A 19,611-nucleotide genomic window follows, 5' to 3' on the forward strand; every position below is an offset into this window, starting at 1 on the left:
TTCCTTGGTAATTAGCGCACGGCGTCGTTGCCATCGCGGGTCAGGTAATAGGCGAGCAGGATCGGCACCGTGGTGACGGCGACGATGATAAGGGCAACCACGTTGGTGACCGGGCGATCTCGCGGCCTGATCAGCTCCTGATACATCCAGATAGGCAGCGTGGTCTGCTGGCCGGCGGTAAAGGTGGTGACGATCACCTCGTCAAAGCTGAGGGCAAAGGCCAGCATGCCGCCCGCCAGCAGCGCTGTGGCGATGTTGGGCAGGATGACGTAACGCACGGTCTGGAAACCGTCGGCCCCGAGATCCATCGATGCCTCGATGAGCGAGCGGTTGGTACGGCGAAAACGGGCCAGCGCATTGTTGTAGACCACCACCACGCAGAAGGTGGCGTGGCCGATGACGATGGTCCAGAAGCTGAAGGGGATCTCCAGCGCACCGTAGGCCGAACGCAGCGCCAGACCGGTCACTATCCCCGGCAGGGCGATAGGCAGGATCAGCATCAGCGAGACCATCTCCTGACCGAAGAAGCGGCTGCGGGCGATGGCGGCGGCTGCCAGCGTCCCCAACAGCAGGGCAACCAGAGTTGCAAGGCTCGCCACCTCCAGCGAAAGCTGGATGGCGCGCCAGACATCGGGCCGTTCGAAGGTCACCGCAACCCAGTGGAGGGTAAAGCCCGGCGGCGGAAACTGGTAACTCTTGCTCTCGGTGGTGAAGGCATAGAGAAAGATAAAGAGGATTGGAAAGTGCAGGAAGGCGAGCCCGCCGTAAGCGGCTACCCGCAGGGTACGACCCGGTTGATCAAAGCGCATCGAAAGCCCCCAGACGTTTTGCCACCATCAGATAGACGGCGATGATGAGGATGGGCACCAGTGAGAAGGCCGCGGCGAAAGGCAGGTTGCCCGCCGTCCCCTGTTGCATGTAGACCACCTGACCGATGTAGAGGGTGGAGTTGCCGATAATGCCCGGGATGATGTAGTCGCCAAGGGTCAGCGAGAAGGTGAAGATGGAGCCGGCCACTACACCCGGCAGCGCCAGCGGCAGCAGCAGGGTACGGAAGGTCTGCCCCGGAGTGGCCCCGAGATCGGCGCTCGCCTCGATGAGGGAGAGAGGGATCCGCTCCACGGCCGCCTGAATGGGCAGGATCATGAAGGGGAGCCAGACATAGACGAAGACGATAAAGGTGCCGATCCGTGAGAATGACAACGAGGGGCCGCCAATCTCCGGCAGACTGAGCAGTGCCTGCAACACCCCGTCCAGCCCCAACTGACCCGCCAGCCAGTTCACCGCCCCCTCCTTGGCGAGGATCAGCTTCCAGGCGTAGACCCGCACCAGATAGCTCGACCAGAGCGGCAGCATGATGGCGATATAGAAAAAAGCCCGCTGCCGCCCTCTGGTGTAGCGCGCCATGTAATAGGCAATCGGAAAGGCGATCAGGGCACAGGCCAGCGTGACCAACAGGGACATGACCACGGTACGCAGGATCACATCCCGGTTTTCGGGGCGCGCCAGATCGATAAAGTTCTGCCAGGTGAACTCGTGGCGGATCTGGCCGCTGAACTCGTCGAGCCCGAAAAAGGAGTTGGAGAGCAGCATCAGCAGGGAGCCGGCATAGATAAGGCCAAGCCAGATGAGGGGCGGCCCGAGCAGGATCCCCAGCAGCAGACCGGAGCGGCCATAAAGCAGGTTCGAGAGGCGCCGACGCAGCGGTGCAGGGGGAAGCACGGTTGGCATGGTCAGACTCGCACTGTTCATGGGGTCGCTCCCAAAGCATGCACGGCGGGTGCCGCCCAGCTCAGCGAGACCCGCTCCCCGAGTGGCAGGCGCGCCTGTCCCTCGTTGGGGTGGTTGACGATGAGTTCGATGTCACTGTCGATACGTACCCGGTAGCGCACATAGGGGCCGAGATACTCCACCTCGCGTACCTCGCCTGACCAGCCGGGCACACCGGCCGTGGCGAGCCGGATCCGCTCCGGACGCACCATCACCTGACCGCTCTGGCCGGTGAGACGGCGGGCGGCCTCCCCTTCGAACAGGTTGACGCTGCCGACAAAGCGGGCCACGAAGGGGGTGGCTGGCGTGTCGTAGATGGTCTCGGGAGAGGCGACCTGCTCGATGCGACCCTGATTGAAGATGCAGATGCGATCGCTCATGGAGAGCGCCTCCTGCTGATCGTGGGTCACGAAGATAAAGGTGATGCCGAGCTGGCGCTGCAGCGCCTTGAGTTCAAGCTGCATCTGCTCGCGCAGCTTGAGATCGAGAGCGCCGAGCGGTTCATCCAGCAGCAGCACCCGCGGCTGATTGATGAGGGCCCGCGCGATGGCGATGCGCTGGCGCTGACCACCGGAGAGCTGACCCGGCCGGCGATCCCCCACCCCGGGCAGGCGCACCAGTTCGAGCATCTCGTCGGCGCGGCGGTGGCGGGTGGCCTTGTCGATCCCTTTGAGCATCAGCCCGTAGGCGATGTTGTCCCGCACATTCATGTTGGGAAAGAGGGCGTAATCCTGAAAAACGGTATTGAGAGGGCGCTCGTAGGGTGGACGTGTCGAGCACTCCTCGCCAAAGAGGCGGATGGTGCCACCGGTCGGGTACTCGAACCCGGCCAGCATCCGCAGACAGGTGGTCTTGCCGGAACCGCTCGGCCCCAGCAGGGAGAAGAACTCCCCCGGCGCGATGGCCAGCGACACCTCGTCCACCGCCTTGACGGCGCCATAGTGACGGCTCACCCGTTCAAACTGAACTGCGTGCATGAATTGACTCCAGAGTGAGGGGCCGGCAAGCCGGCCCGGACGTGTCAGCGGCCGCCAAGAATGGCGATGTAATCGGAGACCCAGCGGTAGTAAGGGACGCAGGTACCCTGGCTCTTGCACTGGCTGACCGGGGTACGCCAGAAGTGCACCCGGGCGAAGTTGTCAGCCCCGTTGGTCTTGCATCCTTCGGCGCCGAGCAGGGCATTACCCTGACAAGCCGCAGGAACCACAGGCACGGAGCCAAACCAGGAGGCGAGATCCCCCTGCAGCTTGTTGTCGAGGGAGTGTTCGAGCCACTGATAGGCACAAACCGGGTGTTTGGCTTCGGCGTGCAGCATGGTGGTATCGGCCCAGCCGGTGACCCCCTCTTTGGGCACCACGGTGGCGACCGGCTGCTTGTCCGCGGCCAGGGTATTGGCCTGGAACGGCCAGGAACTCGACGCCACCACCCCTTCATTCTTGAAGTCGTCGATCTGCACGAAGGCATCGTGCCAGTAGCGACCGACCAGCTGCCGTTGCTGGCGCAGCAGCTCCAGCGCAGCCTTGTACTGATCCTCGTTCAGCTCATAGGGATCCTTGATCCCCAACTCCGGCTTGTGAGTCATCAGATAGAGAGCGGCATCGGCGATATAGATGGGGCCATCAAAGGCCTGAATGCGCCCCTTGTTGGGCTTGCCATCGGGCAGGGTCTGGGCTTCGAACACCACGGACCAGGAGTCGGGCGCCTTGGGGAATACCTTGGTGTTGTACATCAGGACGTTGGAGCCCCACTGGTAGGGCACGCCGTAGTGCTTGCCATTCACCGTGTGCCAGGGGGCATTTTGCAGACGGGGATCCACCTTGCTCCAGCTGGGGATGCGCGACAGATCTAGGGGTTGTACCTTGCCACCGGCGATGAGACGCAGACTGGCATCTCCCGAGGCGGTCACCAGATCGAAGCCCCCTTCATTCATCAGGGCGACCATCTCGTCCGATGTAGCGGCGGTCTTGACCGTCACCTTGCAGCCGGTAGCCTGCTCGAAACCGGTCACCCAGTCGTAGTTCTTGTCGGTTTCGCCCCGCTCCACGTAGCCGGCCCAGGCGACGATGTCGACCTGTCCCTCCCCTTTCTGCGCGGCGTGCAGCGGCAGGGACGACGCCAGCAATCCGAGACAGAGTGCAGTCAGTCTCATGGTGATCTCCTTCTCCAGTAGTGAATTAACATCCTGTTAACGCTTGAGTGAGCGTAGGGGAAGGAGAGAGCAATGAGAATTTCAATTTTCAGGGGCCAAGCTATCAGTAAAAGTGATAGCGACGTCGTATGAACCCTATCTGGCCGGCCCGAGCCGGGCGCGCAGCCGCCCTTGCTCCTTGGCTATTTCAATAAACTCGCGCGCCGCCCACGGCAGACGCGAGCCACGTCGCCACACCAGTCCGATATCGATGGCGGGGATCGGCTCCTTGATCTCCCGCGCCTCCACCCGCTCCTGCTCCAGCGACCAGGGGCGATAGGCAAAATCCGGCAGCAGGGCCAGACCAAGATGGCTGGTCACCAGACTGCGCACTGCCTCCACCGAACCGGTGCGCAGCACGATACGCGGCCGCAGGCCATAACGGCGCAGTCCAGCCTGAATCACCTGCTCCATCTGGTCGGCAGTGAGGGCGATGAGCGGCTCGTTGGCCAGCTCGGTCAACGAGATGGAGGGCTGGGCGCAGAGAGGATGGTTGACCGGCAGCCAGAGCCGCAGCGGTGAGCGGGTCAGCAGCTCGGTATCGAACGCCTCGTGGCGGATGGTGCGGTTGGTCATCAAGAGCCCCACATCGATCTCGCCATTGACCAGCTGGTGCTCGAGAAACGCCTGTTCATCCTCTTTCACTTCGATATGCACTGCCGGAAAGAGGCGGCGAAAGCGGCCGAGGGCATCGGAGAGGTAGTAACCCGCCACCAGACTGGTGACACCTATGGTGAGACTCCCCTCCTCTTCCCGTGCGGTTCCTTTCAGGGAGTGGGCCGCATCGCTCATGGCGCCAAGGATGCGCCGGGCATGGAGCAGAAACTGGTGACCCTGAGGGGTGAGCGTCACCCCGCGCGGGCCACGCTCGAACAGGGTGGCGCCCACCCCCTCCTCCAGCTCGCGAATGGCGCCGGTGACGGCGGACTGGGAGATGTGCAGCTCCTGGGCTGCACGGCTGACCGACAGACTGTCGGCAACGGCCACGAAATAGCGGATCTGGCGAAAAGTGAAGTTCATCGGGCGTCCTTGCCTTTGGTGACTCTGCCAAGCTTACCGACTTGACCGGGTTGCGTCAGGGGAAAGAGGGGTGAGACGGCTCGCAAAAATGACGTTCACTCCCGACTTGTCGGCCAGAACCCCTTATATAGAACTCAAATGAAAACAACCCATATTGCCATCGGGGAGCGTGGCTACGCTGGCAGCAATCAAAACCGCAAAAAGCGCCTTTGAAAAGCCAATGGCATGCCAAAAATCTCCCTGTTGACCCGTTTGTAGCAGCAAATCCCCACAAGACAACGCTGCCGTGAGTGACCATCGAATAAGATATTGATTTAAAAAGTAGCAACTGGACGACATAGAAAGGAGCCAAACACTCTTCTCTCCCAGTGGCAGCCCCCTTTCCTCTCCTCTCTCCCCTATTACAAGGCAACCCTCACGAGCCTCCCTTTTTATCTTTTGCCGTTACACCAAAGCAGGAGATGACGTAAAAAAATGCAGATTGTTGGGCTTTTGCGCAACAGAGACCAATAACTGGCCAAACGCACTCAAATTGAGTTTTTCTGGCAAAAAAATGGTTGACGCCCCAGAGCCAGATACGCATAATTCGGCCCGCACGGTGACGAGGTAACGACTCACCGGAAGCAAGGTTGGCTATGTAGCTCAGTTGGTTAGAGCATCGCACTCATAATGCGGGGGTCACAGGTTCGAATCCCGTCATAGCCACCATCCTTAGTTGGGGCATCGCCAAGCGGTAAGGCAGCGGGTTTTGATCTCGCCATACCTAGGTTCGAATCCTAGTGCCCCAGCCATTTTTTAAAGGTGTTTGATAGTTTCTGTCAGACATCACTGTTGGGGCATCGCCAAGCGGTAAGGCAGCGGGTTTTGATCTCGCCATACCTAGGTTCGAATCCTAGTGCCCCAGCCATTTTTAAAATGGTGTTTGATGGTTTCTGTCAGGCATCACTGTTGGGGCATCGCCAAGCGGTAAGGCAGCGGGTTTTGATCTCGCCATACCTAGGTTCGAATCCTAGTGCCCCAGCCATTATTCTGTTCTCTTCCACCTTGTGGTTGATAACAAACGGCTATGTAGCTCAGTTGGTTAGAGCATCGCACTCATAATGCGGGGGTCACAGGTTCGAATCCCGTCATAGCCACCATTTTTGAAAAACGTTCCTTCAATCATTTGATTGCAAAGAACACTGTTGGGGCATCGCCAAGCGGTAAGGCAGCGGGTTTTGATCTCGCCATACCTAGGTTCGAATCCTAGTGCCCCAGCCATTATTCTGTTCTCTTCCACCTTGTGGTCGATAACAAAGGCTATGTAGCTCAGTTGGTTAGAGCATCGCACTCATAATGCGGGGGTCACAGGTTCGAATCCCGTCATAGCCACCATCAATTTGCGGAAGTGGCGAAATTGGTAGACGCACCAGATTTAGGTTCTGGCGCCCTAGGCGTGAGAGTTCGAGTCTCTCCTTCCGCACCATTGAACGAAGTACCAAACAGACCAGCTTTATGCTGGTTTTTTTGTATCTGAAATTTGCCTCTTTTTGCCCACTTTCTTGCTGCTCCCCCTTCCCGATCTTCTCGATACGGCTTTCACTCGCCCACAAAAAAGCGGCCCGCAGGCCGCCAGATAAACACCTATTTGCCTCAAATGGTCAGAACGGGAAGAACCAGGGAATGGCTACCACGCTCACCGCCATCACCAGCAGGGTAAAGGGCACACCGATACGGATAAAGTCGGCGAACTTGTAGTTGCCCGGCCCCAATACCAGGGTATTCACCGGTGACGAGACCGGCGTCATGAAGGCGGCCGAGGCGGCGATGGCGATGGTCATGGCAAACGGATAGGGCGATACCCCCATCTGCTGCGCCGTGCCCAACGCAATCGGCGCCATCAATACTGCCGTCGCCGTGTTGGAGATGAACAAACCGATCACGGCGCAGAGGGCAAACAGACTGGCCAGCATCACCCGCGGCCCCATCTCTCCCACTGCGCTCATCAACCCGCCCACGATAAGATCCACCCCGCCGGTTTTTTGCAGCGCCAGTGCGAAAGGGAGCATACCGACAATCAGGATCAGGGTTGGCCAGTGGATCGACTTGTAGGCGCTCTCCATGTCGATGCAGCGAAACTTGCCCATCAGCAGACAGGCGATCAGCGCGGCAATGACGTTGGGCACCGGGTCGGTCACCATCAGCAGGATCATCACCCCGAGGCAGATGAGGGCGTGAATGGCCTGACTGCGCGCCGGCGCCATCTCGTCTACCTCGGCCGGCAGCCCCATCAGCAGAAAGTCACGGCTGTGGGTTTGCAGCAGCCGGATATGACTCCAGTTGCCCACCACCAGCAGGGTATCCCCCATCTGCAGCGGCTCATCCACCAGCTTGCCACCCATCGTCTCGCCATCCCGGCGCAGCCCCACCACACTCAAACCGTAGCTGGATCGGAAGGTCACCTCGCGCACGGTTTTGCCAAGCAGACTCGACTCGGGGATCAGCGACACCTCGGCCATCCCCACCTCCCGCGCCTGATCGGAGAAGTACTCGCCACGCAGGATCATCGGCTCGAGCCGCGCCTCGCTGCAAAACTCGCGAATATCGATCTCGGGATCGGACATGTCGATCAGCAGCACATCCCTGGCCTGAAATTCACTGATCCCCGAGACCGGCACCATCACCCGACGAAACTTGCGCCAGCGCTCTACCCCGATGACGTGGGCGCCATAGCGGGCGCGCAGTTGCAACTCATCCAGGGTATGGCCAATCAGCGGTGAATCGGGGCGTAGCGCCAACCGGCGAGCCCGGCCGGTAAGGCGATAGTCGCGGATAAGATCGCGAAAAGTGCGCCGTCCACTCTGTTTGCCTTTGCCCTCTTCCCCCTCGCCCACCAGGGAGCCGCGCACCAGCAGCATGTAGACAATCCCGCACAGCAGGATCAGGGCGCCGAGCGGTGTGAAGCTGAAAAAGGTGAAGCCATGAATGCCATGACGCATCAGTTCACTGTTGACCACCATGTTGGGCGGTGTAGCCACCAGCGTCATCATGCCACTGATAAGGCCGGCAAAACCGAGCGGCATCATCAGGCGACCAGCCGGGATCCCCATCCGATTCGCCACGCTCAGCACCACCGGGATGAAAATGGCCACCACCCCGGTGCTACTCATCACAGCCCCCAGCGTTGCCACCGCCACCATCAGCAGCACCAGCAGTTTGGTCTCGCTGCTGCCCGCCACCTTCACCAGCGCATCCCCCACCTGATAGGCAATGCCGGTGCGCACCAACCCATCCCCGACCACGAACAGGGCGGCAATCAGAATAACGTTGGGATCGCTGAAACCCGCCAGCGCCTCCGGCAAAGTGAGGGTGCCGCTCAGCACAAAGAGGATAATGATCAACAGGGCGACCACGTCCATCCGGACTTTATTGGTCATGAAGAGATAAATGGCACCCGCCAGCAGAGAGAGCACCCAGACAAGCTCGGAATTCAATGGAACCTCCTTTTACAACACGATTCTCCTCCCGGAGAGTGGACTCTATCAGACCACAGCCATGAGGCTATGGTCTTGTTACATATCAATAAAGTCCGGCCAGCTATCGCACCATAACCCATCAGCGCTTGAATAGGCGGTCATCGGATTGGATTTCTTTGATGTGTGCCAAGCACAGGGGGGACAAAAGTCCTGCCCGGCAGCGGCCGCGCCGCCTAGAATGGCACCCTCGCACTACCTCCATGCCAAGGATCAGAAAATGAGCATATTCGAGCTGTTCAGCATCAATAACACGCTAGTGACCATACCGCTGGGCGGCGGTTACGCCATGTCGTGGATTGAAGCCATCGGTACCCTGTTCGGGCTAGCCTGCATCTGGTTCGCCAGTCAGGAGAAGACCATCAACTACCTGTTCGGTCTTATCAACGTCACCCTGTTTGCCATCATCTTCTTCCAGATCCAGCTCTACGGGCTGTTGCTGCTGCAGCTGTTCTTCTTCTGCGCCAACGTCTACGGCTGGTACGCCTGGACCCGCCCGGCCAACGATCAGGGGGATACCCTGCAGATCCGCTGGCTCAGCAAATCCAAACTCATCGTCACTGCCGTGGTGAGCGTGCTGGCCATCGCCCTGCTGACCCGCTACATCGACCCGGTATTCGCGGCGCTGGCGCGCACCTCGGTCGCGTTGCTCAACCTGTTTGGTGCCAACCTTGCCACCCCAGAGCCCTCCCCCGATGCCTTCCCGTTCTGGGATGCCACCATGACGGTGCTCTCGGTGGTCGCGCAGATCCTGATGACCCGCAAATACGTGGAGAACTGGATCCTCTGGGTGGTCATCAACATCATCAGCATCGGTATCTATGCGGCGCAGGGTGTCTACGCCATGTCGCTCGAATACCTGCTCCTGCTCTTTATCGCAGCCAACGGCACCCGCCTCTGGGTGATTGCCGCCAAGCGCCAGCCACAGGGGGTATAAGCCATGACGCTGCTACCCCATATCCAGTGCCGCCCCGACCAGATTGCCGAGCGGGTGGTGCTGTGCGGCGACCCGGCCCGGGTTGATCGCATCGCCAGCCAGCTCGACGAGTGCGAAGTGCTGGGCCAGCACCGGGAGTTTCGTCTCATCAATGGCCGTTATCAGGGAGTGCCCATCACGGTTTGCAGCACCGGCATCGGCGGCGCCTCGGCCATCATAGCGCTGGAGGAGCTGGTGCAAGCCGGCGCCCGCTCGCTTATTCGGGTCGGCTCGGCCGGCGCCCTGCAGCACGACATCGGTCTTGGCGACCTTATCGTGGTGGAAGGGGCGGTACGCAATGAGGGGGCCTCGCAGGCCTATCTGCCCGCCGAGTACCCCGCCTGTGCCGACATCTGGCTGCAAGCTGCCCTGCTCAATCAGGTGGCGGCCAGCGGCCAGCCTCATTGGCACGGGCTGGTGCGCTCCCACGACAGCTTCTATCGGGATGACGAGCAGGAGGTATGCCGCTACTGGCATGCCCGTGGTGTGCTGGGCGCCGATATGGAAACTGCCTCTCTGCTGACGGTGGGGCGCCTGCGCAAGGTGCGGGTTGCCGCCGTGCTCTGCAACGTGGTGCTGTTCGAGCAGGATGTGCAGGATGGGGTCAATGAGTACGCCAACGCCGAGCAGGCTATGATGAACGGCGAGCGAAACGCCATCGCCGCCGCCCTCCACGCCCTGGTGCAATAACCCGCAAATCGTTAATCTCGGTACATTCGACAGGAGGCGGGCTGGTATCCGGCCCGCGCTCTTGCTAGCCTCATGGCCCTCGTCATCGGTGCGACAGGTACGTCATGCAGCAACAGCCCTATCCCCTCGGTCGTTTTCACGCCGAACTCGCCAAACTGGAACCCCGCTTTGCCGCGGCGCTGGAAGCGTGCACCCTGTTTCTGCGTCGCTACCTGCCGGGCGAATCCATCATGCGGCAGGGGGAGCTGAGCGAGCAGCTCTATCTGGTGGGCGCAGGGCGGGTCTCCCTCAATAGCGCCGTCCACTCGGGCCGCATCTTCCAGCTCGGCGAGATTGAGTGTCACAGCCAGATCTTCGGCGAAATGGAGTTCTTCAGCGCCACCCCGGTGCAGTGGAACGTGGTGGCCGAGACCGAACTCGACGCCCGGGTCATCTGTGCCGACAAGCTGGCCCAGCGCCTGCTGGCCGAGCCCGAGCTGACCCTCTTCTTCGCCGCGGCGCTTGCCAGCGACTATCTCGATACGCTGGAGATCACCACCAGCCGACTGCTCCACCCCATCGCCTACAACATCGCCTATGAGTTGTGGCGAGAACGCCAGCGCACCCCCATGCTGGGGTCACGCAAGCGGGCCCACGAGGCGGCGCGCTTCGGCACCACCGAGCGGGTTTACCGCCGCGCCCTCAAGGAGCTGGTCGAACAGGGCATAGTTGCCGACGGCAGTGACGGCCCCGTTATCGCCGATCTGGCCAGGCTGCGCGCCTATCTCGACCTTTGATTTCTATTCACCCCATTTCGATTCACCCTGTCAGGAGTCACCATGTCTACTCACACCTATCCAGAGTTCACCTTCTTCAGCCGCTTCGTTGCCGACATTCAGGCGGGTCGCAAGACCATCACCATCCGCGACGAGAGCGAGGCCAACTGGCAGCCTGGCCAGCGGCTGGCGCTGTTCACCAACCCGGAACACCAGCCCTTTGGCACCATCGAGGTGATCTCCGTCAATGCAGTGGCCTTCGATGAACTGAACGACGAACACGCCCGTCAGGAGAACATGACCCTTCCCGAACTCAAACAGGTGATCCGCGATATCTACCCCGCTCTGCCGCCGCTCTATGTGATTGAATTCAAAATGATTGCCTGAGCCGGATTTGGCCTTTGCCGAGCGATGTGTTAATAGTGTCCTCTTTTGAATCATGGAGGTGACCCGAGTGTTTGAGATAGCGAGCCTGAGAGAAGGGATGATGCACGGGGTCGAGCTGTTCCAGCTGCTGCTGGAGATCATCTCCATCGCCTGTGTGGTGATAGGGCTTGGCAAGACCCTCTGGCTGGCGGCACGGATGGAGGATCACGAACCCGGCTTTCCGCGCATTCGCCTCTGTTTCGGCAGTTGGCTCATCTTGGCGCTGGAGTTCCAGCTCGCCGCGGACATCCTGGCCACCACGGTGGCGCCGAGCAAGGAGGAGCTGATCCGCCTCGCCATCATCGCGGTGATCCGCACCTTCCTGAACTACTTCCTCGGCAAGGAGCTGGAAGCCCAGACCGAGCGCCAGCAGGAACAGCGCAGCGAGCAGGCCAAGGCTGCTCAATAACCTTTATTCCTGCACAGCATCATCGCTGAGTGCCGTGCCATCCCGACCACAGCCGTGGCTCGGGATGGCCCAGTTGTGACCCTCCCCTCACTTTTGGCAATCAGCCAACTATGGAACCCTTTTCAAGGTTTCCCCTGCCCTGTCGAGTCCCCGTTCATCTGCGTAAGATAGAAAATCCTCTCCCCCAACTGGCCACGCTGATGAATACGCACTCCCTTCACACGCCCGATATAGACCTCGATAGCTGCGTCATCTACCAGATCTACCCCATGAGTTTTCAGGACAGCGATGGCGACGGCATGGGCGATATCAACGGCATCCGTCAGCGCCTCGACTATCTGGCCACCCTCGGGGTCGATATGCTCTGGCTCACCCCCATCTATCGCTCCCCCAAGCGGGACAACGGCTACGATGTGGCGGACTACCGTGCCATCGACCCCGCCTTCGGTACCCTGACCGAGATGGAGCAGCTGATAGCCGAAGCGGCCGCTCACGGCATCGGCATCATGATGGATATCGTCGCCAACCACACCTCTACCGAGCACGAGTGGTTTATGAAGGCACTGGCCGGGGATCCCTGTTATCAGGGTTATTACGTATTCCGGGATCAAGCCTTTGTCGATGCTCACCCCATTACCTCGATTTTTGGCGGCAGCGGCTGGCAGTATGTGCCAGCGCTTGATCGCTACTACCTGCACAACTTCGATCCCAGTCAGGCCGATCTGGACTGGGACAACCCGGCGGTGCGCGCCGAGATGGCAGCGGTGATCAACTTCTGGCTGGGCAAAGGGATCAAGGGATTTCGCTTCGATGTGATAGACATGGTGAGCAAGGAGTGGGACCGGCTTGCCATGAGCAATGGCCCGCGCCTGCACGACTATATTCGCGAGCTCAATGCTGCCAGCTTCGGCGGCAAGGGGATCATTACTGTGGGGGAGACCTGGGGGGCCGATCTCGCCCATATGCAGAACTATTCGAACCACGATGGCAGCGAGTTCAGCATGGTGTTCAACTTCGAGCATCTGGGGCTCGGCAGTGACAAGTGGTCATCCCGCTTTGATCCCCTCGCCTTCAAGCGAGCCATGGCCCGCCACCAGCAAGGGCTACACGGGCGCGGCTGGAACAGCCTGTTTCTCGGCAATCACGACCTGCCCCGCGCCGTCTCCCGCTTTGGCGATGACAGACCCGAGTGGCGTGAAACCAGCGCCAAGCTGTGGGCCATGGTGCTGCACATGATGCAGGGCACCCCCTTCATCTATCAGGGGGAGGAGCTCGCCATGTCCAACCGCCACTGGCAGCCGGGCGAGCTGCGCGATGTGGAGGCGCTCAACTACCGCGCCAGCCAGTCAGGGCTGGATCCTGCCGAGCTGAGTCGGCGGCTCGACGCCATCGGCCGCGACAACGCCCGTACCCCGATGCAGTGGGACGCCGGCCCCCACGCCGGATTCAGTACGGCCACGCCCTGGATTGCCCTCAACGCCAATCACGTCGAGATAAATGCCGCCGAGCAGCTGGCCCGTCCCGACTCGCCGTTTCACTGCTATCGCCAGCTCATCGCCCTGCGCAAGGCTCACCCTGTCATTCGCCACGGCAATTTCGATCTGCTGGATGGGGATGACCCAGATCGTATCGGCTATCGCCGCCACTGGCAGGATCCGGCCAGCGGAGAGCGGCACACCCTGCTGCTACTCGCCAATCTCACGGCGAACCCCTTGCCGATGCCCCACTTCGACAAGGTGGCAGACGGAATGCGGTTGCTGCTGGCCAATTACCCAAGCGAACCACTGCCACTCTTCGCCCCTTATCAGTGCGCCATCTGGCTGCAAGTGGATCAGGGTTAACCCCGTGCTGACGGGCCATGCCAATGGCCCGTCAATCGCCATCCGTCGGTTACCAGCAGAAAATCATGCACCCACGCGGCGGGATTAAATTAACCACTATTACTGACTTATTAATTGATTATTTATCCCGTTTGATACGCTCTTATTGCCCCTCTTACTATGCCAGCGACCTATCCATTGCCGATGCAACTATCGGCCTTCAAACTGGCATAGCAAAGTGGAAAACACATGATCACCACAGACGGGAATAACGCAGTCGCCTCGGTGGCGTACCGCACCAGCGAAGTCATCGCCATCTACCCCATCACCCCCAGTTCGGCCATGGCTGAGCAGTCGTCGGCCTGGTCGAGCGGGCGGGGCAAGAACCTCTGGGGGGATGTCCCCCGGGTTGTCGAGATGCAGTCGGAAGGGGGCGCCATCGCCGCCGTCCACGGAGCCCTGCAGACCGGCGCGCTGGCGACCTCGTTTACCTCGTCGCAGGGGTTGCTGCTGATGATCCCCAACCTCTACAAGCTGGCGGGTCAGCTCATCCCCTTTGTGCTGCATGTGGCGGCGCGCACCGTAGCGACCCATGCGCTATCGATCTTTGGCGATCACTCGGACGTGATGGCGGTGCGCCAGACCGGCTGTGCCATGCTCTGTGCCAGCAATGTGCAGGAGGCGCAGGACTTTGCCCTGATTTCACAGATAGCGAGCCTCAACAGCCGCCTCCCCTTTATCCACTTCTTCGACGGCTTTCGTACCTCTCACGAGATCGCCAAGATAGCGCCGCTCGCTGACGACACCCTGCGTGCCCTGCTGCCCGCAGATGCCATCCGTGCTCATCGTGACCGGGCGCTCACCCCCGACAAACCGGTCATTCGCGGCACTGCCGCCAACCCGGACACCTACTTCCAGTGTCGGGAGGCGAGCAACCCCTGGTATGACGCTGCCTATGGCCATGTGAGCGAGGCGATGCAGGCGTTTGGCAAGCAGACCGGCCGCCACTACCGGCCGTTTGAATATGTCGGCCACCCGCAGGCGGAGCGAATTATGGTGCTGATGGGCTCAGCCATCGGCACCTGTGAAGAGGTGATCGAACGCCTGCTGGCCCAAGGGGAGAAGGTGGGGCTGGTGAAGGTGCGGCTGTTCCGCCCCTTCTCGGCCGAGCACCTGTTGGCCGTGATTCCCGAGAGTGCCCGCGCCATCGCCGTGCTGGATCGCACCAAGGAGCCGGGCGCACAGGCCGAGCCCCTCTATCTCGACGTGATGACGGCGCTGGCCGAAGCGGTCAGCCGGGGCGAGCGGGCAAGCCTGCCGCGGGTCATCGGCGGTCGCTATGGCCTCTCCTCCAAAGAGTTCGGCCCCGCCTGCGCGCTGGCGGTGTTTGCCGAACTGGCGCAGGAGAACCCGCGCCCGCGCTTTACCGTCGGCATCTTCGATGACATCACAGGTCTCTCGCTACCGCTGGCAGCGCTCAATTCGCAAAGCCCCATCCACAACCAGCAACACAAGCTGGAGGCGCTCTTCTACGGCCTTGGCAGCGACGGCACCGTCTCGGCGGCCAAGAACAGCATCAAGATCCTCGGCAACCACACCGACCTCTATCCGCAGGGCTATTTCGTCTACGACTCCAAGAAGGCGGGCGGCCTCACCGTCTCTCACCTGCGGGTGGGCGAGCGGCCGCTCCAATCGGCCTATCTGGTGGAAGAGGCGGACTTTATCGGCTGCCATCAGTGGCAGTTTGTCGACAAGTACCGGATGGCGGAACGCTTGAAAGCGGGCGGCATATTCCTGCTCAACACCCCCTACAGCGAAGCGGAGATCTGGCAGCGCCTCCCCAGCGAGGTACAGCATGCCCTGCGCGAGAAAGAGGCGCGCTTCTACATCATCAACGCCGCCAAAATTGCCCGCGACTGCCAGCTCGGTAACCGCATCAATACCGTGATGCAGATGGCCTTCTTCCAGCTCAGCGTCATCATTCCCCCCGAGGAGGCGACCAGCCTGCTGAAGCAGGCCATCGCGACCAGCTATGGCAGCAAGGGACAAGCGCTGGTCGAACGCAACTGGCAGGCACTGGAGGCAACCTGCGCCGCCCTGACCCGGGTGCTACTTGGCGAGCAGGATCCCGCCAGCCGCCCGCGCCCGCCGGTGGTTTCGGCCAAGGCCCCCGACTTTGTCCAGACCGTCACCGCCGCCATGCTGGCGGGACTGGGTGACAGCCTGCCGGTCTCCGCCTTCCCGCCGGATGGCACCTGGCCAGTCGGCACCACCCGCTGGGAGAAGCGCAACATCGCCAAGGAGATCCCCATCTGGGAGGCGGAGCTCTGCACCCAGTGCAACTACTGTGTCGCCGCCTGTCCCCACTCGGCCATTCGCGCCAAGGTGGTGGAACCGGATGCGCTGGCCGCTGCCCCCGCCACCCTGGATGCGCTGGATGTGAAATCCCGTGACATGCGCGGCCAGCAGTACGTGCTGCAGGTGGCGCCGGAGGATTGCACCGGCTGCAATCTCTGCGTCGAGGTGTGCCCGGCCAAGGATCGCAGCAACCCGGATCGCAAGGCGATCAATATGGCTTCACGCCTCGATCACCTCGACGAGCAGAAGGCCAACTACGACTTCTTCCTCGACCTGCCAGAGCGCAGCGCCGAGCAGCTGGAGCGCATCGACATTCGCACCTCCCAGCTCATCTCGCCGCTGTTTGAATACTCGGGCGCCTGCTCCGGCTGTGGTGAGACCCCCTATATCAAGTTGCTGACCCAGCTCTATGGCGATCGGCTGCTGATTGCCAACGCCACCGGCTGCTCGTCCATTTATGGCGGCAACCTGCCTACCACCCCCTACACCACCAACGCCGAGGGGCGCGGGCCGGCCTGGGCCAACTCGCTGTTTGAAGACAACGCCGAGTTCGGACTGGGCTTCCGTCTCACCGTCGATCAGCACAGGGAGCGGGTTAGCCGCCTGCTGGCGAGCCTGGGCGACACCATACCGGCAGCGCTGCGCGAGGCGCTCGGCGATGCCACCCTGCCGGTTTCCGAGCAGCGGGCCCATATCCAGCAGTTGCGAGCACTGCTGCAGGAGAGCCAGATCCCGGCAGCCCAAGAGCTGGCTCGCGATGCGGACTATCTGGTGGAAAAATCGGTCTGGCTCATCGGCGGCGATGGCTGGGCCTACGACATCGGCTTTGGCGGGCTCGACCATGTGCTGAGTCTGGGGGAGAACATCAATGTGCTGGTGCTCGACACCCAGTGCTACTCCAACACCGGCGGCCAACAGTCGAAGGCAACCCCGCTTGGGGCCATCACCAAGTTTGGCGAGCAGGGCAAGCGCAAGGCACGCAAGGATCTCGGGGCCAGCGTGATGATGTATGGTCACGTCTATGTGGCGCAGATCTCCCTCGGCGCCCAGATGAACCAGACAGTGAAGGCAATTCAGGAGGCGGAAGCCTACCCGGGCCCCTCGCTCATCATCGCCTACAGCCCCTGCGAGGAGCATGGCTACGACATGGCCGAGAGCCATGAGCAGATGAAGCAGCTGACCGCCACCGGCTTCTGGCCGCTCTACCGCTTCGATCCGCGCCGTGCTGACGAGGGCAAACTGCCGCTGGCGCTCGACTCGCGGGCCCCCAATGCCTCGCTGGCCGAAACCTTGCGCCATGAGCCCCGCTTCCAGCGGCTGGAGCGCCAGCTGCCGGAGGTGGCCAGCCAGCTCTATCAAGAGGCGGAGCGGGAGGCCAACCGCCGCTTCGCCTGGCTGAGCCAGCTGGCAGGCAAGGAGAGTACGGCGCAGGAGTAAGCCACGTATGGCTTGATGGCAGCAGCCACTCTATTCGCCAAATAACGATCAGGGCTCCCCGCGGGGAGCCCTGATGCTATCTATGGTGAGCCTATGTCGGCGCAGGCCAAATCAGGCGCTGATGGAGGCCAGCTCATGGCGCTTCAACGCCAGCAATGTGATGAGCAGCGCCAGCGTGGCGATCAATGCCATGCCGATATAGGTCGCGCTGAAGCCCGGGGCCAGCAGATCGGGGGCGAGCCGGCTCAGATCGCCATCGCTGCCGGCTGGCAGGCGGAAGTGGAACAGCATGGAGCAGATGGCCACGCCGACGGCACCGCCAAGCTCACGCCCGAAGTTGAACAGCGACATGCCGATGCCGCGGTCCTGCCGCGGCAGGGCATTCTGTACCACCACCGAGAGGGCGGGCAGCACCAGACCGAGACCAATACCGGCAAACCCGAGCGCCAGTCTGACCCAGGCATCGAAGTGGATCTGCCACAGCGCCACCGCCGCGAGGCCAAAGCCCACCGCAACAAAGCTCTTGTAGTGACCGGTACGGCCAATCAGCTTGCCGCCGACAAAGGCGCCGGCGGTGATGCAAATCATGAAGATGACCATGATGGCGCCGCTCTCGCTGGCGCTCATCCCCTTCTGCCACTGCATCTGCAACGGCAGATAGACCAGCACGGCAAACATCAGCAACTGGGAGAGCATCACCAGCAGCACGCTCACCAGATAGCCGGGCAGCCGGGCCAGATGGGCGGGCAGAATGGGGTCGTGGGCACGCCGCTCAATCAGAATGAGCAACAGCAGTGCAACGCCCAGCGCTGCCGAGAGCCAGACGGCGGGCAGCGCCGCCTCCGGCGAGAGCAGCAACAGGGTGAGCGTGGTGACGGTAATCAGCAGACCCGCCCCCTTCCAGTCGAAGCGACTGTGGCGACGCACGTTGAGCTGCTTGAGGTTGCGGTTGATGAGAAAGACCGCCAGCGCCCCGAGCGGCAGATTGATCCAGAAGATCCAGCGCCAGCTGAGCTGCTCGGTGAAGTAGCCGCCGAGCAAGGGGCCGGCGATGCTGGAGACCGCATAGACTGCCGAAATGTAGCCCTGATATTTGCCCACCTCCCGCGGCGGAATGGTGTCGGCAATCACGGTAAACGCGAGGGCAATCAGACCGCCGCCCCCCAGCCCTTGCAGCACCCGCGCTGCCAGCAGGGTCTGCAGATCCTGGGAGAGGGCGCAGGCCACCGAGCCTGCCAGAAACAGGCCGATGCCGATATTGAGCATCCGCACCCGGCCAAAGAGATCGCTCAGCTTGCCGTAGAGAGGTAGCACGGCGGTGGCCGCCAGCAGGTAGGCGGTGACCACCCAGGTGAGGGCGCCACCGGCATGCAGCTCGGCGCCAATCATGGGCAGCGGGGTAGTGACGATGCTTTTTTCCAGAGATCCCAGTGCGATCACCAGCGCCACACTCGAGAAGATGGTTTTCGGGGACATAAGAGGACTCGCTAATCTGATATGCCAAAGGATCCGGCATTGAGCGAATTATTGTCTCACAAATCAGCAAGAGAGAGAAAAAACCATGGCCGGCCATCCTCAACCATGAGGCCGATCCCACAATCCAGGTCCCCGATCTGCTAGCCTGCCCTATTTAGCCAAGGAGTCCCCATGAGCGAGCAGTACCGGTTTGATCACTACGATGCCCTGATTTTCGATATGGATGGCACTCTGGTTGATTCCATGCCCCTCCACCTCGATGCCTGGGAGCTTACCTGCGCCGAATTCGGCATCCCCTTCAAGCGGGAGCAGCTCTACCAGTACGGCGGCATTCCGACTCGCAAGATCATCGCCATGCTGGCCGAGCAGCAGGGACTGGAGGTAGACACCGACGCCTTCGCCCGCCGCAAGATTGCCCTCTATATGGAACATATAGACAAGGTCAGCGTCTTCCCCCGGATGTGGGAGCTGGTCAGGCACTACCACGGCAAGGTGCCGATGGGGATTGGTACCGGTTCACCGCGCAATCAGGCGGAGTCGATCCTGAAGAGTACCGGTCTCGACGCCTATATCTCTGTGGTGGTGAGCGCCGATGACGTCATCAACCACAAGCCGCACCCGGACACCTTCTTGCAGGTAGCCGAACAGCTGGGGGCCAATCCGGCCAACTGTCTGGTGTTTGAAGATACCCAGATCGGGCTTGAGGCAGGCAAGGCGGCAGGTATGGATACCGTGCTGGTGCTTGAGGGAGAGTGGCACCCGAGATAACAGGGA

At 61.3% G+C, this 19,611-nt stretch carries 15 protein-coding genes and 8 tRNA genes; 16 read left to right on the forward strand and 7 right to left on the reverse strand.

Annotated elements, in window-relative coordinates; all coding sequences use genetic code 11:
* Positions 1-11: 11 nt before the first annotated feature.
* The 5 genes from I6L40_RS17730 to I6L40_RS17750 form a co-directional block, all read right to left on the reverse strand.
* The gene (locus tag I6L40_RS17730; protein WP_033115312.1) at positions 12-809 is read right to left on the reverse strand and encodes an ABC transporter permease; all 798 of its coding nucleotides are present in this window, start codon (positions 807-809) and stop codon (positions 12-14) included.
* A complete protein-coding gene (locus I6L40_RS17735; protein WP_043852215.1) occupies positions 799-1,752 on the reverse strand; it encodes an ABC transporter permease in 954 nt (317 codons plus the stop codon). The genes I6L40_RS17730 and I6L40_RS17735 overlap by 11 nt, the downstream gene beginning before the upstream one ends.
* Positions 1,749-2,747 carry an ABC transporter ATP-binding protein gene (locus tag I6L40_RS17740; RefSeq protein WP_216994657.1) on the reverse strand — a complete coding sequence of 333 codons (999 nt, stop codon included), beginning with the start codon at positions 2,745-2,747 and terminating at the stop codon, positions 1,749-1,751. The genes I6L40_RS17735 and I6L40_RS17740 overlap by 4 nt, the downstream gene beginning before the upstream one ends.
* Positions 2,748-2,791: 44 nt before the next feature.
* On the reverse strand, positions 2,792-3,919 hold the full coding sequence (locus tag I6L40_RS17745) for an ABC transporter substrate-binding protein (RefSeq protein WP_033115309.1): 1,128 nt from the start codon (positions 3,917-3,919) through the stop codon (positions 2,792-2,794).
* Positions 3,920-4,054: 135 nt separating this feature from the next.
* Positions 4,055-4,978 carry a LysR family transcriptional regulator gene (locus I6L40_RS17750; RefSeq protein ID WP_033115308.1) on the reverse strand — a complete coding sequence of 308 codons (924 nt, stop codon included), beginning with the start codon at positions 4,976-4,978 and terminating at the stop codon, positions 4,055-4,057.
* Positions 4,979-5,609: 631 nt separating this feature from the next.
* Here I6L40_RS17750 and I6L40_RS17755 point away from each other — a divergent pair.
* From I6L40_RS17755 to I6L40_RS17790, 8 genes are all read left to right on the forward strand, one after another.
* A tRNA-Met gene (locus I6L40_RS17755) sits at positions 5,610-5,686 on the forward strand.
* Between the two features lie 8 nt (positions 5,687-5,694).
* A tRNA-Gln gene (locus tag I6L40_RS17760) sits at positions 5,695-5,769 on the forward strand.
* Between the two features lie 41 nt (positions 5,770-5,810).
* Positions 5,811-5,885 (forward strand) — tRNA-Gln (locus I6L40_RS17765).
* 42 nt (positions 5,886-5,927) lie between these two features.
* Positions 5,928-6,002: transfer RNA gene (locus I6L40_RS17770), tRNA-Gln, on the forward strand.
* Positions 6,003-6,040: 38 nt separating this feature from the next.
* A tRNA-Met gene (locus I6L40_RS17775) sits at positions 6,041-6,117 on the forward strand.
* A 46-nt stretch (positions 6,118-6,163) separates the two neighbouring features.
* Positions 6,164-6,238 (forward strand) — tRNA-Gln (locus I6L40_RS17780).
* Between the two features lie 37 nt (positions 6,239-6,275).
* Positions 6,276-6,352: transfer RNA gene (locus I6L40_RS17785), tRNA-Met, on the forward strand.
* A 7-nt stretch (positions 6,353-6,359) separates the two neighbouring features.
* Positions 6,360-6,443, forward strand: a tRNA-Leu gene (locus I6L40_RS17790).
* A gap of 175 nt (positions 6,444-6,618) precedes the next feature.
* On the opposite strand, the gene I6L40_RS17795 is transcribed toward I6L40_RS17790, so the two are convergent.
* Positions 6,619-8,451, reverse strand: coding sequence for an SLC13 family permease (locus I6L40_RS17795; protein WP_071913134.1), 1,833 nt, complete (start codon positions 8,449-8,451; stop codon positions 6,619-6,621).
* Between the two features lie 259 nt (positions 8,452-8,710).
* Here I6L40_RS17795 and pnuC point away from each other — a divergent pair, with 259 nt between their 5' ends.
* From pnuC to nifJ, 7 genes are all read left to right on the forward strand, one after another.
* The gene (gene pnuC, locus I6L40_RS17800) at positions 8,711-9,427 is read left to right on the forward strand and encodes a nicotinamide riboside transporter PnuC (RefSeq protein ID WP_216994658.1); all 717 of its coding nucleotides are present in this window, start codon (positions 8,711-8,713) and stop codon (positions 9,425-9,427) included.
* Positions 9,428-9,430: 3 nt separating this feature from the next.
* The gene (locus tag I6L40_RS17805; RefSeq protein ID WP_216994659.1) at positions 9,431-10,156 is read left to right on the forward strand and encodes a nucleoside phosphorylase; all 726 of its coding nucleotides are present in this window, start codon (positions 9,431-9,433) and stop codon (positions 10,154-10,156) included.
* A 104-nt stretch (positions 10,157-10,260) separates the two neighbouring features.
* Entirely contained in the window at positions 10,261-10,932 is a 672-nt protein-coding gene (locus I6L40_RS17810; protein WP_104014113.1) for a Crp/Fnr family transcriptional regulator, read from the forward strand.
* A 42-nt stretch (positions 10,933-10,974) separates the two neighbouring features.
* Positions 10,975-11,298 carry a N(4)-acetylcytidine aminohydrolase gene (gene yqfB / locus I6L40_RS17815; protein WP_216994660.1) on the forward strand — a complete coding sequence of 108 codons (324 nt, stop codon included), beginning with the start codon at positions 10,975-10,977 and terminating at the stop codon, positions 11,296-11,298.
* Between the two features lie 67 nt (positions 11,299-11,365).
* Positions 11,366-11,746 carry a DUF1622 domain-containing protein gene (locus tag I6L40_RS17820; RefSeq protein WP_033115688.1) on the forward strand — a complete coding sequence of 127 codons (381 nt, stop codon included), beginning with the start codon at positions 11,366-11,368 and terminating at the stop codon, positions 11,744-11,746.
* 200 nt (positions 11,747-11,946) lie between these two features.
* The gene (locus I6L40_RS17825) at positions 11,947-13,587 is read left to right on the forward strand and encodes an alpha-glucosidase (RefSeq protein ID WP_216994661.1); all 1,641 of its coding nucleotides are present in this window, start codon (positions 11,947-11,949) and stop codon (positions 13,585-13,587) included.
* A 228-nt stretch (positions 13,588-13,815) separates the two neighbouring features.
* The gene (nifJ, locus tag I6L40_RS17830; RefSeq protein WP_216994662.1) at positions 13,816-17,361 is read left to right on the forward strand and encodes a pyruvate:ferredoxin (flavodoxin) oxidoreductase; all 3,546 of its coding nucleotides are present in this window, start codon (positions 13,816-13,818) and stop codon (positions 17,359-17,361) included.
* 111 nt (positions 17,362-17,472) lie between these two features.
* On the opposite strand, the gene I6L40_RS17835 is transcribed toward nifJ, so the two are convergent.
* On the reverse strand, positions 17,473-18,837 hold the full coding sequence (locus tag I6L40_RS17835) for an MDR family MFS transporter (RefSeq protein ID WP_042029753.1): 1,365 nt from the start codon (positions 18,835-18,837) through the stop codon (positions 17,473-17,475).
* A gap of 171 nt (positions 18,838-19,008) precedes the next feature.
* Between I6L40_RS17835 and I6L40_RS17840 the strand changes: the two genes are divergently transcribed.
* The gene (locus I6L40_RS17840) at positions 19,009-19,605 is read left to right on the forward strand and encodes an HAD family phosphatase (RefSeq protein ID WP_041210029.1); all 597 of its coding nucleotides are present in this window, start codon (positions 19,009-19,011) and stop codon (positions 19,603-19,605) included.
* The last annotated feature ends 6 nt before the right edge of the window (positions 19,606-19,611 follow it).

Source organism: Aeromonas sp. FDAARGOS 1410, assembly GCF_019048745.1.
In the GTDB taxonomy this organism is placed as follows: domain Bacteria; phylum Pseudomonadota; class Gammaproteobacteria; order Enterobacterales; family Aeromonadaceae; genus Aeromonas; species Aeromonas jandaei.